Source organism: Chitinophaga sp. G7 BAM 1005, assembly GCF_057126945.1.
In genome coordinates this window covers 5,643,538-5,657,070 of the sequence record NZ_CP181478.1, presented here as the reverse complement: position 1 = coordinate 5,657,070, position 13,533 = coordinate 5,643,538, and the positions used below count along the sequence as shown (strand labels likewise).

Sequence of the window (13,533 nt, the reverse complement as noted above, 5' to 3'; positions counted from 1 at the left end):
TGTTTATGAGAAAACAACTTTACCTCGCAGGGGTACTGTGCTGCAGCATATTGTCGCTGCAGGCGCAAAACAACCCGGGATCCAATCATGGCAACCGCTTCGAGCAGCTGGGGACCATGCTGCAAACACCCAACATGTACCGCTCTGCCTCCGGCGCACCAGGCCCTAAATACTGGCAGCAAAGGGCAGATTACGACATCGAAGCGCAACTGGATGATGAGCAGCAGAAACTCACCGGCGCAGAAACCATCACCTATTTTAATAATTCTCCCGACCCGCTTACCTACCTGTGGTTGCAGCTGGATGAGAATGAACACGACAGCAAAAGCGATAACCAGCAGTTCAATGAAAGCCGCATGTCAGATAAAATGACGCTGGCCACACTGAACAGTATCCTGCCTTCGGGAAAAGACCTGGGCGTAAAGATTGTAAAGCTCACCGATGCTGATGGCAAAGCATTGCCTTATACCATTAACCAGACAATGCTCCGCATCGATCTGCCTAAGCCGTTGATGCCCGGTGAGAAATACCGGTTTAAAGTATCCTGGTGGTATAACATTTCCGACCGTATGACTATTGGCGGCCGCGGAGGGTATGAATATTTTCCGGAAGATAAAAATTACCTGTACACCATTTCCCAGTGGTATCCGCGACTGGCCGTATATTCCGATTTCCAGGGCTGGCAGAACAAACAGTTTACCGGCAGAGGAGAATTTGCCCTTACGTTTGGTAGTTTTCGTGTACGCATGACCGTTCCCGCGGACCATATAGTGGGCGCCACCGGCGAATGCCAGAACTATAAAGAAGTGCTCACACCGGCGCAATACCAGCGCTGGCAACAGGCGCAAAACAGCAAAGAGCCCGTTGAAGTAGTGAACCTCGACGAAGCAAAGAAAGCCATGCAGGGCCACGCCGGCAAAACAAGCACCTGGGTGTATGAAGCGCAGAATGTACGCGACTTCGCCTGGGTATCTTCCCGCCGCATCGTATGGGACGCCCTCGCTACCAATGTGGAAGGCAACAAGGTAATGGCCATGTCGTATTACGGACCGGAAGCATATCCGCTCTACCGCCGCTATTCCTCCAAAGTAGTGGCCCACACCCTTAAATCCTACTCCAAACATACTATTCCATATCCTTACCCGGTGGCCATTTCCGTGGAAGCTGCCAACGGAATGGAATATCCCATGATCTGCTTTAACTATGGCCGCGCCGATAAAGACGGCACCTACAGCGAAGCCACTAAAAACGGCATGATCGGAGTGATCACGCACGAAGTAGGACACAACTTTTTCCCCATGATCGTGAACTCCGACGAAAGACAATGGACCTGGATGGATGAAGGGCTCAATACCTTCTGCCAGTTTATGGCGGAACAGGAGTGGGACAGCAACTTCCCTTCTTCCCGTGGCCCTGCTCATAAGATCGTGGATTATATGAAGATGCCGAAAGATCAGCTGGAACCTATCATGACAAACTCCGAGAACATCGTGCAGTTTGGGCCTAATGCCTATGCAAAACCGGCCACAGGATTGAATATCCTCCGCGAAACCATCATGGGCCGCGACCTGTTTGATTTTGCATTCCGTGAATACGCACGCCGCTGGGCCTTTAAACATCCCACACCGGCCGATTTCTTCCGTACAATGGAAGATGCGTCTGCAGTAGACCTGGACTGGTTCTGGCGCGGATGGTTCTTTGGAACCGAACCGGTAGACATCTCTATCGACAGCCTCAAATGGTATCGCATGGATGGCAAAAATCCGGAAGAAACAGCCAAATCCGCACAGGCAGCCTACGATAAAAATATGGATCATGTAGCCAGGCAGAGAAATAAGGCTGCCGGCGTAAAATACACGGTAGACCAGGATACCAGCCTGCAGGACTTCTACAGTAAATGGAACCGCTTCGGGGTAAGCGAGGAAGATAAAGCGGCCTATAACCAGTTTTATAACGGCCTGAGCAAAGAAGAAAAAGCACTGTACGACAGTAAGAAGAACTTCTACCAGCTGACATTCTCCAATAAAGGCGGACTGGTAATGCCGCTCATCATTGAATGGACTTATGCCGATGGTACCAAAGAAACCGACCGGATTTCTGCCTACATCTGGCGCAAAGATGAAAATGCCGTTACAAAAGTATTTGCCAAAGATAAACAGGTAGTAGCCGTGAAGCTAGATCCACTGCGGGAAACAGCCGATATCGACGAAAGCAACAACAGCTGGCCACGCGAAGCTGCGCCATCCAAATTCGAATTGTTTAAGGCATCCGGGAGAATCCGTGGCGCCTCCGCCGGCGATAACCCGATGAAGAAAGCAAGTACAAAATAAACAAGCTATTTTATATTTTGTGGCGGCTATCATCAGGGGATGGTAGCCGCCTTACTTTTTAAGATTCTTTTAAAAGCCCGAGTTATGAAAGCAATAGCCCGTTTATTATTATGGATATGCCTGGTGCAAACAGCCAGGGCCGCGGATGTAGATACCGTTTCTATTTTAAGTCAGAAAATGCAGCGCGCCTACAAGTGTGTGGTCATTACCCCCACCAGCTACAAAAACGGCACGCAGCGCTACCCGGTAGTATACCTGCTGCATGGCGCCGGCGGCAATTTCGCCAACTGGGTAACCAAAGTACCCGTTATCAAAGAACTGGCAGATACTTATCAGTGCATGATCGTATGCCCCGATGGCGCGGTGACCAGCTGGTATTTCGACAGCCCGGTAGACAGCTCCATGCGTTTTGAAACGTATGTGTCAAAGGAAATTCCACAGTATATAGACCAGCATTATCAAACTTTACCGGAACCCGCTCACCGGGCCATCGCCGGTTTGAGCATGGGCGGCCACGGCGCCATGTTCCTTGCCATCCGCCACCAGGATGTATTTGGAGCTGCCGGCAGTATGAGCGGCGGTGTGGATTTTCGCCCCTTCCCCAAAAACTGGGACCTGAAAAAACGCCTGGGCGAACCCGGACCAGACGGCGCTAACTGGTACGACTATACAGTACTCAAACAGGTAGATAGTCTCAAATCAGGCGCATTGTCCATCATCATCGATTGCGGGGTGAAAGACTTCTTTATTGATGTAAACCGGGATCTTCATAAAAAATTATTGCTGGCAGGTATCGCTCACGACTATACGGAGCGTCCTGGAGAGCATAACTGGCAGTACTGGGCCAACGCTGTAAAGTACCAGCTGCTGTTCTTCCACCAGTTTTTTCAACAATAGACAGAGCGGATTTTGTCTTTCTCAGGATTAAACTGATTATACTGATTACCTTGATTTTATTTTTTTGATTTTAAAAGATTCTGGGAGATATACGCTTATATCTCCCAGAATCTTTTAAAATCAAAAGTGATCAAATCCCTAAATCAGTATAATCAGTTTAATCCTGAGAAAGACAACATACGCGTATGCCGGTCCTCAACAGGACCGGCCTTTTTTATGCACGCGATTCAAAATAAGAATGTCCGGTAGTTATTTTTTCGGATCCCACCACAAATGAGTACCACCTACGTCTTTTGGTTCACTCAGTGTACTCACTGCTTTCGCAACAGCAGCTCCGTTGGTAGAGTATTCATTACTTGGGAACGGCGCCCTGCGAACGAAATCAGTAGTACTTACTTTTCCACCGCTGTTGTTCACCACAACAGGGAACAGCTTAGGATAACCGGTGCGGCGGAATTCACTCCACGCTTCCTGTCCTTCAGGGAAATTAGCGATCCATTTCTGGGTAATGATACGTTCCAGTTTCCGGTCCGGCGTAACGCCTTCTTCCCATTTGATGGTGATGGTGCTCAGGTATTGTGAACCCTTCTTGATATCATTTTGTCCGGCAGTCATGGCCTTTGGATCAATATATTCAGCAGGCAGGGAAGTAGCATTGTTGTAGTACGTGCTGGCGCTGCCCAATGAATATTGATTAAAGGATGTTTGAATACCTGTTTCATAATTGGTTTGTGCATTACCTGCGCCTGCCCATCCGCGGATGGCGGCTTCTGCTTTCAGGAACCAGGCTTCAGCAGCAGTTACCAGCTGTAATTTGCCAGGCAGGTCCATCAGTTTGGAATAGTCGGCGTAACGCGCTTTACCGTCGATATTAATACCATTACGGATACCGATATACCGGTCTTTCACAGCAGGGTCCACGGCTTTCTTGAAGTACAGGGGCAGGCGTGGGTCGTTGTAACCACCGAGATAAGTGCCAATGGGCGCACCCATTAAAATATCGCCCCATGAGCCGCAGATGGTATTCAGCGGATGCGTGGTGCTTCCGATATCCACGGTGAAGTTATCCCTGTAAGTTTGCAGCAGTCCGCCGGCGTTGGCCAGGGCTGCTTCGCCTTCCAGTTTCGCTTTCGCGGCGTCTACGTTTACGATACGCAGTGCCAGTCTTAAACGGAGGGTATTGGCAAACTGTAACCACTGTTTGTAATTACCGCCGTACACGAGATCAGATTTTTTAAACAACTCTGTAGATTCTTTGCCGGCCAGTGGCGTCAGAATATCGATCGCTGTTTTCAGTTCTTCAAAGAAGGTATAATAAACATCCTTCTGGCTGTCGTAGTCAACAGAACCATCTCCATTGGGCGTATTGTATTTGCTGTAGATGATGGGGCCGAAGATATCGGAGGTACGGTGCATGGCTTCCACCTTCACGATCAGCGACATGGCGTAGCTATCGGGTACTTTACCTTTTGTAAAACCGGCCACTTTAAAGCAGGGGTTCATTACATTGGTATAGCCGGTGCTGAAAGTAGTGTTGATCCAGCCATCCACGAAGCTGTAAGTGATATTGTTGATGTTACCACCGAAAGGAGTAGGAGACATCATGTAACCACTGTAAATATCACTGAGGAGGTTTTGTTGCAGCTGGAAGGTAGGCGCCGGCTGATACAGGTAAATACTACGTTGTGCCTGTTGCAGTAAAGCGGGTACCAGGGCGAAATCAGCCGCTAATTCCTCATCAGTGGAACCGTATGGATTTTTGTTGATGTCCTCAAAGTTTTTGGTACAGCTGCTGAAGCATAGTGTGGCGGCCATCGCCAGGCCAGCTATTTTGAATGTTTTATAATTCATAGCTCTTGTTTTTGTTGTTCTTAATCAGGTTAAAATGCACATTTCAGGTTCAATCCAAAGCTGCGGGTAGATGGTAAACCAAATACATCCACACCTTGTACACCGTTGCCGGTACTCATGCTCAATTCAGGATCGTAAGGCGCTTTTTTAGTGATGAAGAACAGGTTACGTCCTACCAGTCCAAGCTTCATGTCTTTGAAGAATCCTGGTTTCAATGCGAAAGTATAGCCGATGGATAATTCTCTTAACCGGATGTTGGTAGCATCATACATGTAGAATTCAGTGATACCGGCACGCCCGCCAATGCCCTGATAATAAAGGTCTGCAGGCACCTTCCCGGTATATGCTTTACCACTTGCGTAAATAGCAGGTACATCCACGCCGCCGTTGTTACGGGCATCTGCGGATGCTTTTGATACACCGTACTGATCCATCATCGCCTGGGTGATGCTCATTACCTTACCACCAAAGCGGCCATCAACGAGGATGTTCACGTTGAACTTTTTCCAGTTAATGGTATTGCTCCATCCCAGGAGGAAGTCTGGTGTTGGATTACCGAGGTATTCCAGTTTGCCGTCTTTTGCTTTGGGCTTACCGGTTTCGTCATCTATAACCAGCGCACCGCTTTCGTTACGCACTGCCTTCCTGCCGTAAATATCGCCGTAAGAGCTTCCTTCATGCAGTACTAACGCGTACGTATTAACGTTGTCGCCTCTCGGTGTGAGGGTATAATCACCGTTTAACTGTGGCGCCAGTTTGATCAGCTTATTCCTGTTGCGGGTGAAGTTGAAGGCAGTGTTCCAGCCTACATTCTTCTGTTTAACTACCTGGAAACCCAGTGTGGCTTCTATACCGGTATTCTGTACGTCGCCTGCATTCAGGTAAGCATTAGGGTACAGGTAACCAACGGATACGGGGAAGTCGAAGTACTGATCTTTTGTATGAGAATTGTACCAGGTAACATCCAGGTGGAGGCGGTTGTCAAGGAATCTCCACTCTGTACCTATTTCAACGGAGGTGGTGATCTCTGGTTTTAGCGCCACGCCACCAAAAGGACCGGCAATGTTTGAGATCAGTGTGCCGGAAATGATCTGGTTGGTTGGACGTGTTACAAACTGATCTACGTCGTTACCCACTTTAGCATAAGATGCGCGGATCTTTGAATAAGTGATGGCGGAAGGCATCTTGAATACATCACTCAGAATGGTATTTAAACCAGCTGAATAGTACAGGTAGCCTTTCTTCATAGAAGGGGTGTAAGCCAGGGTGGATGACCAGTCGTTACGGGCGGTCAGGTCCAGGAATACTTTTTCGCTGAGGTTCACACCGGCTGTTGCAAATACGGATTGAATCTGCCTTCTGGCGCCGGTGGGTGTTAATTTTGCGGCAGGGCTCAGGTTCAGGTTACCAATATGGAATACATTGGCAAAAGCCAGGTCGCCGTCTTTGGAATCTATAAAGGTACGGTCCTGTTTCAGGTCGTTGATGCTGGTACCGGCAGTGAAATTGAATCCGAGTTTATCAGATAATTTCCTGTTACCTGATACTAACAGATCCCCGTAGTATTGGGTGCTGGTGAGGTAATCGTAGGTATAACGGCCGTTGGCATCTGCAATAGTGGTTTGTGTACCGGCATTTGCTTTCAGTTCGTATTTATCCCATGCTTTGTTGGCGTTACCACGTACCTGTACGTTTAACCAGTCGTTGATAGCATATCGTAAGCTCAGTGACGCAATCAGGTTATCTTTCCTGTTTTCGGTAACGTTCCTGTTCAGAATCCAGTATGGATTCTGCTGGAAGTCTTCCCCCGCCTGGCCTTTGTCATAATTGATATTCCACCAGTTCTGCATGTTTACGTTACGTTGGGCAGAGAAGTATTCGTAATTGTTTTTATAACTTTCAAAATCCAGTCCTCTTGGGAAGATGTATAAACCGGTAAGCGGGTTATAATATAAACCGGAAGTAGGACGGTTGTGTGCATTTTGTGTGGTCATCTGCACATTCGCATCAATATTCAGTTTGTCGTTCAGGAAGGTACCTGTTTCCCTGAAGTTGAGCGTATGCTGACCATACTTTGCAGTAGGCATTATTCCTGTATTCGTAGTGTTGGAATAGGAGAAATAAGTTTGTGCCTTTTCTGTACCGCCGGCTACGTTTACGGAGTTGATCCAGGTGGTACCCGTTTTGAAGAAGTCTTTTACAATTTCCTTGCTGCTGCCTGCTTTACCCCAGCTATCAATGGTGCCGTTACCGGTTTGAAGATAGGAGTTTTGTGATTCGGGCAGATAAGCAGGCCGGTCGATAGTGAAGTTAGATGAGAAGTTCACTTTTGCCTGACCGGCTTTACCTTTTTTAGTAGTAATGATGATTACACCATTACCGGCCTGGCTGCCGTACAGTGCAGAAGCAGAGGCGCCTTTCAGTACGTTGATGCTTTCAATATCATCCGGGTTAATGGTGCTGAGGATATCGCCACCATCGCGGCCACCGGAAGAAGCGCCGGATGCCTGTCCCCATAGATCACCAGGTTGCGCGCTGGTGAAGTTAGCGATAGGTACGCCATCGATTACGTACAGTGGCTGGTTTTCACGGATAGATTTTTGTCCGCGCAAAATCACCCTGGCAGAGCCACCTACACCGGATGCGCTGCGGTTGATCTGCAACCCCGATACTTTACCGGATAAGCTATTGATTACGTTGGTTTCTTTTACATTCGTCAGATCTTCTCCTTTCACCTGTTGGGTGGAATAGGTGAGATCTTTTGCTTTACGCTGGATGCCCAGTGCGGTAACTACCAGCTCATTCAATCCTCTTACATTGTCTTCAAGGGTGGCATTGAGGGTAGCGCTGCTGCCAACGGTACTTTCTTTAATGGCAAAACCAACATAGCTGAAAACCAGTACATCACCGGTTTTAGCATTGATATGATATTTACCTTCTGCACTTGTTTGCGTGCCTTTGGAGGCGCCTTTAATTTGTACAGTAACACCAGGAAGAGGATTGCCTTTGCTATCCTTTACGGTGCCGCTGATTTCTTTTTCCTGGAAAGTGCTACGGAATGAAGATGCGGGCGACCATGTGTAGCTGGCGGCCTTCACATATGCACTGTCTGCTAATATGGAAGTGAGGGCCAGACCGGTCATAGCGCACACTTTCATAAGGCGTAGGTTTTTTTTCATACTTGCCTTTTTTTTGGTTAATAAATGGGATTTGTATAGTTGAATTAAACTGACCATTTTTATAGCGTGCATTGTTGGAAAATGAGATAGCCGTTAGCATGGCGCGTACCATCCTTTACCGGTTGTTTCCGGAAAGGAGTCGTGTGGAGATAGATTTAGTACTATCCTGTTTTAAATTATTTTTAATTTTTTTTGAGATGCTACCGGAGATCCCACCAGAGCGGTGTTCCACCAGTATCCGGTCCTTTTAACGTGGCTACTGCACGGGCTACTGCTTTAGGATTGGTAACAAGTTCTATCTGCGGCATGGGCAGGCGGCGGATAAATTTTTGGGTGGAGATAGTACCACCGCTGTTGTTGATTACTACGGGAAATAATTTAGGGTAACCGGTGCGGCGGAATTCACTCCAGGCTTCCTGTCCTTCCGGGAACATGGCAATCCATTTCTGGGTGATGATCCGTTCCAGTTTCTGTTGAGGCGTAGCGCTTTCTTCCCATTTAATGGTAATGGTACTTAAATGAGGATCGCCTTCCGGCACATTATTATTGCCATTCTGGGGATCGGTATATGGATGGGGTTTATCCACATTGTTATTCATATATGCATTAGCGTTAGCAATGCTGTATTGATTAAAAGAAGTGCTGATCCCGGCGTCATAATTGGTAGCTGCGTTACCGGCGCCCTGCCAGCCATACAGCGCTGCTTCGGCTTTCAGGAACCAGGCTTCCGCAGCAGTCATAAACAATATCTTACTATCAAATTTCACCAGCTGGGAAAAGCCACTGTATTCTTCTTTGGCGGCAATCTTAATACCATTGCGGATACCGTGGTAAATGTTCACGCCGTCGTCGGTAGGTACAAAATAATGCGCCAGCCGTGGATCTTTATACCCGGTGAGGATCGATTCCATCGGCGCGCTCATTCTCAGATCGGCCCAGGTGTAACACATAATATTCAGCGGATGTGTAACCGGTGAAATATTCACTGCAAAATTATCCGCAGGCGTGGTGAGTAGCCCGATTGGATGACGCAGCGCTGCTTCTCCTTCTTCACGCGCTTTTTTCGGATCAATACCGGAAATACGGATAGCCAGCCGTAAGCGAAGGGTGTTGGCAAATTTTACCCATTGGGTGTAGTTGCCTTTGTATACCAGGTCGAAGGCAGCAAAGCGTTGGGGAAAGCCACTGTTTATAAATCCGGTTAGTGTGTCCACCGCTTCATCCAGGTCTTTAAAAAAAGCATAGTACGCTTCCTGTTGTGAATCATAATCAATCCCCATCTCCTCATTCAGTATACCATACTTCGTATAAATCACCGGGCCATAAATATCGCTGATACGATGCATGGCTTCTACTTTGATGATCTGTGCCCACGCATAAAAATCGGTATAGTGGCCTTTCGCTTTTGATTGTGCAAAATCGCAGGTTTTCATTACGTTGCTGTAAGTTACCTGCCACGGTTTATTATTCCAGTAGTATAGCAGGCCATAGTTGGTATTATTGATGTTGCCTTCAAAGGGAGTGGGCGCCATCATATAGCCGGAGAAAATATCCGCATTCAGATTTTGTTGCAGCTGGGCGGTAGGCGGGTCGTTATAAATAAGCAGGTTCAGTTGGGCCTGCGACAATGGTTCCCCCATCAGCCGGTAATCGGCTTTCAGTTCCTCTTCTGTAAAGTCGAAAGGATTCCTGTTAATCTCATCAAATCTCTTCGTACAAGCACTTGCCAGCACAACTGCCATAACGGCGAATAATGTGTTGATTTTCCAGCTTTTCATTGGTGAGTATTTTAAATTCCTAATCTCAGGTTGATGCCCATACTTCGTGTGGGTGGCAACCCAAAAACATCTACACCCTGCAGCCCGTTGCCCGTACCCATAGATACTTCCGGATCAAACGGCGCATGCAGTTCAAAAAAGAACAGGTTCCTGCCTACTATTCCCATGCGCATATTGCGTATCCATTTCCACTTCAGCGGTATGCGGTAGCTCAGGCTCAGTTCCCGTAAGCGGATGTTAGTGGCGTCGTACATATACATTTCGCCAATGCCGGCCCTGCCGCCAATGGTGGTATAGTAGCTCTGTGCGTCCAGTTTTCCACTGTAAGGCGTGCCGTTGCTGTTCACCGCATTTATTTCCACGCCGCCTTTGTCGCGGGCTTTGGCGCTTTCTTCACTTACGCCGTACCAGTCCAGTACTGCTTGTGTTACGCTCATTACCTTGCCGCCAAAACGGCCATCTATGAGGAAGCTGAGGTTGAAGTTTTTATAGTCGATACTGTTGTTCCATCCTAATGTAAAATCGGGATTGGGATTACCGACTTTTTTAAAAGCGTTGCGTGTTTGCAGCTTGCCGGCAGCATCAATCACGTAGGCGCCTTTATCGTTCTGCAACAATTCTTTATTGGAATAAATGTCGCCCCAGGAACCGCCTTCCATGATAAACGAGCCAAACATATTTACCCCGAAATCTGTGAGCACAAACATGCTGCTGGTATCTGCGCCGATGATCCTGGAATTAGAAAGGGAAACGATTTTATTTTTATTCGCGGCAAAGTTGATGGTACTGGTCCAGGATACTGCCTTATTGCGTATAGGCATTAAAGTGAGTGTGGCTTCCCATCCCTGGTTTTGTATATTCCCCATGTTGAGGTAGTAGGTATTATACTTGTTGCCCAGTGGCGCCGGCACTTCCATGTACTGTTTGTAGTTATTATTTTTGTAGAAGGTAACATCGGCGGTGATCCTGTTTTTCAGGAGATGCGCTTCCAGACCTATTTCAAAAGACCGGTTGTCTTCCGGCTCCAGGCTGAGACCGGGGTATAGGGTACGTTGATTCAATACCACGCGTGTAACACCGGCAATGGTTTGCAGCGTAAACGCCGCCGGCCGGGAGGAGTAGGCGGCGATATCGTTACCTACTTTGGCGTAGGAAATGCGGGAACGCAGGAAATCAACAGCCGCGGGCATTTTGAACATCTCACTCCATACGGCAGATAACCCGGCTGAATAATAAAAATATCCTTTGTGCAGGGTAGATGTATAGGCGAATGTGCTGGACCAGTCGTTGCGGCCGGTGAGATCCAGGAAAAGATAATTGTTGATGCCTGCCTGTACATTACCGAAAAGGGCCTGCAGTTGTTTCTGGTCTATACTGTGTTGCGCATCCAGCGAGGTGCTGAGGATATTTGATACGGAGAATTTATTCGGGTAAGTGAGACCGGGATCGGCATTGGGATTGGAGCCGTTAAAAGTGCGTTCATGTGCTTTGGTGTCTGTAATACTAGCGCCGATATTGCCGGCCAGGTGCAGCCACTTGTTTATTTTGCGGCTGGCGTTCAGCATCATATCTCCGTACAGCTGGGTATTAAATTCCCGTTCGAGGGTATACCGTCCGTTGGCGCCGGCGAGTACAATTTGTGTACCGGCGTATGCTTCCAGTTCGTATTGATCGAGCGATTTATCAAAGTTACCCCGTCCTTTCAATGACAGCCAGTCGTTCAGCTGCCAGGTAAGCGACAGGGTAGCAAGGCCGCGGTAGCGGGAATCCAGCCGCAGATCGCGGTACAGCGCCCACATGGGGTTTTGTTGATCGTCCTGCCCTATCCACTTTTTATCATTGCGGATGTTCCACCAGTTCTGCATATACAGGTCGCGGCCCTGATCGTAGTATTCAAAATTATTTTTGTAGTAGTCGAAGTCCTGTCCGCGGGGAAAGGTATAGAGCCCGGAGATGGGGCTGTAATACAATCCCGACGAAAGCCGGTTGGTAGTACTTTGTGCGGTGAAAGATACATTGGCGTCCATTACCAGTTTATCGTTCAGCAGCTTCAGTGTTTCGCGCAGGTTCACCGTATGACGGTCGAATTTGTTGGTGGGAAGAATTCCTTTATTGGTTGTATTGGCGTATGAAAAATAACTCTGCGCTGTTTCTGTACCGCCGCTGAAGGCGATGGTGTTGGTGAAGGTGGAGCCGGTGTTATAAAAGTTTTTTACATGATCGGGTGCGTTGATGGATTGGCCCCAGCTGCCGAGAGATCCGGGTTGAGGCGTACCTACTTTATCCACGCCGGGCGTATCGGTTTGAGCATAGCGATATTGCAGCGGGGGCAGGATCGCGGGCGTTTCCCGGGTATAATCGGAAGAAACGTCAATTTTGCTTCGGCCGGGCTTCCCTTTTTTGGTGGTGATGAGGATGACGCCGTTGGCGGCCTGGCTGCCATAAAGCGCCGCTGCGGAAGCGCCTTTCAGGATACTGATGCTTTCAATATCATCGGGGTTGATGTTGGAGATACCATCGCCGCCGTCGCGGCCACCGGCCCCGATGATGTTATGCGACTGGCCCCATACGTCTGCGGGTTGTGCCGGTGTGTAATTGGCATAAGGTACGCCATCCACGATATAGAGGGGTTGGTTTTCGCGGGTGGATTTGTTGCCGCGCAATACTACTCTCACGGAGCCGCCGATGCCGGAGGCGCTGCGGGTGATGGTGGCGCCGGCTGTTTTTCCGTTCAGGGAGTTGATCACGTTGGCATCTTTTACCAATTGGAGGTCATCGCCATCCAGTTGTTGGGTGGAGTAGGGCAGTTCCCTGCTTTTTTTCTGGATGCCCAGTGCGGTAACTACCAGCTCATTGAGCGCTTTTACATTTTCCTGCAGGCGTACATCGATGCGGGGATCGGCGCCCACCGTCACTTCACGGGTGATGAATCCTACGGAACTAAAAACAAGCACGTCGCCGGTACTGGCTTTTAATGAAAAACCAGCATCGGCGTTAGATTGGGTTCCTTTATTGGAATGTTTGATCTGAATGGTGACTCCCGGGAGCTGCGTGCCTTTGTTATCGCGTACGGTTCCACTGATTTCTCTCTCCAGGGACACATGATTCAGCAGGTCTACAGTGGGCGAGGGTTTGGTTTCACTTTCTGCGCCTACTATGATTTTGTTATTGATCAGGGTAAACTTTAATCCGGCCTGAACTGATAGTAACGTAAGCACTTCGTCGATGGGTGTTTTCGTACAGTGCAACGTAATCTTTTTCTTCAGGTTAAGATCAGTTTTGTCGTAATGAAAGTTTAGTCCTGTTTTTACCGAAATTTCGGTCATTACTTCTTCCAGGTTTTTATTTTTTACCTGGATGGTGACAACTATACCTGTGGGCGGGTCGGGTGTTTGCGTGATGGCACTAGTCGTTGTGTTCAAGCTCCCCGCCAACAGTAGTGTCAGCATCAACCCCGTGGATACAAACCACATCATGGGGCATGGCTTTACCCTCATA

At 48.3% G+C, this 13,533-nt stretch carries 6 protein-coding genes; 2 read left to right on the top strand and 4 right to left on the bottom strand.

Translation table 11 applies throughout. The features are described 5' to 3' along the window. The first annotated feature begins 5 nt into the window (after nt 1-5). Together ACMXI2_RS22390 and ACMXI2_RS22385 are read left to right on the top strand one after the other, a co-directional pair. A complete protein-coding gene (locus ACMXI2_RS22390; RefSeq protein WP_483778284.1) occupies nt 6-2,330 on the top strand; it encodes a M1 family metallopeptidase in 2,325 nt (774 codons plus the stop codon). A gap of 84 nt (nt 2,331-2,414) precedes the next feature. Continuing rightward, the gene (locus ACMXI2_RS22385) at nt 2,415-3,227 is read left to right on the top strand and encodes an alpha/beta hydrolase (RefSeq protein WP_483778283.1); all 813 of its coding nucleotides are present in this window, start codon (nt 2,415-2,417) and stop codon (nt 3,225-3,227) included. 249 nt (nt 3,228-3,476) lie between these two features. On the opposite strand, the gene ACMXI2_RS22380 is transcribed toward ACMXI2_RS22385, so the two are convergent. The 4 genes from ACMXI2_RS22380 to ACMXI2_RS22365 all read right to left on the bottom strand — a co-directional run bounded on the left by ACMXI2_RS22380 (nt 3,477) and on the right by ACMXI2_RS22365 (nt 13,532). Further along, the gene (locus ACMXI2_RS22380) at nt 3,477-5,078 is read right to left on the bottom strand and encodes a SusD/RagB family nutrient-binding outer membrane lipoprotein (RefSeq protein WP_483778282.1); all 1,602 of its coding nucleotides are present in this window, start codon (nt 5,076-5,078) and stop codon (nt 3,477-3,479) included. Between the two features lie 29 nt (nt 5,079-5,107). Beyond that, complete coding sequence (locus ACMXI2_RS22375) at nt 5,108-8,257, bottom strand: SusC/RagA family TonB-linked outer membrane protein (protein ID WP_483778281.1); 3,150 nt, start codon at nt 8,255-8,257, stop codon at nt 5,108-5,110. 200 nt (nt 8,258-8,457) lie between these two features. After that, nucleotides 8,458-10,035: a SusD/RagB family nutrient-binding outer membrane lipoprotein gene (locus ACMXI2_RS22370; protein WP_483778280.1), complete on the bottom strand. Its 1,578-nt coding sequence runs from the start codon at nt 10,033-10,035 to the stop codon at nt 8,458-8,460. An 11-nt stretch (nt 10,036-10,046) separates the two neighbouring features. Beyond that, nucleotides 10,047-13,532: a SusC/RagA family TonB-linked outer membrane protein gene (locus ACMXI2_RS22365; protein WP_483778279.1), complete on the bottom strand. Its 3,486-nt coding sequence runs from the start codon at nt 13,530-13,532 to the stop codon at nt 10,047-10,049. Between the last annotated feature and the right edge of the window lies 1 nt (nt 13,533).

What these genes read in the sequence shown, in the direction of transcription:
- ACMXI2_RS22390 (WP_483778284.1), top strand. Translation starts at nt 6, where the DNA reads ATGAGAAAACAACTTTACCTCGCAGGGGTACTGTGCTGCAGCATATTG.
- ACMXI2_RS22385 (WP_483778283.1), top strand. Translation starts at nt 2,415, where the DNA reads ATGAAAGCAATAGCCCGTTTATTATTATGGATATGCCTGGTGCAAACA.
- ACMXI2_RS22380 (WP_483778282.1), bottom strand. Translation starts at nt 5,078, where the DNA reads ATGAATTATAAAACATTCAAAATAGCTGGCCTGGCGATGGCCGCCACA.
- ACMXI2_RS22375 (WP_483778281.1), bottom strand. Translation starts at nt 8,257, where the DNA reads ATGAAAAAAAACCTACGCCTTATGAAAGTGTGCGCTATGACCGGTCTG.
- ACMXI2_RS22370 (WP_483778280.1), bottom strand. Translation starts at nt 10,035, where the DNA reads ATGAAAAGCTGGAAAATCAACACATTATTCGCCGTTATGGCAGTTGTG.
- ACMXI2_RS22365 (WP_483778279.1), bottom strand. Translation starts at nt 13,532, where the DNA reads ATGAGGGTAAAGCCATGCCCCATGATGTGGTTTGTATCCACGGGGTTG.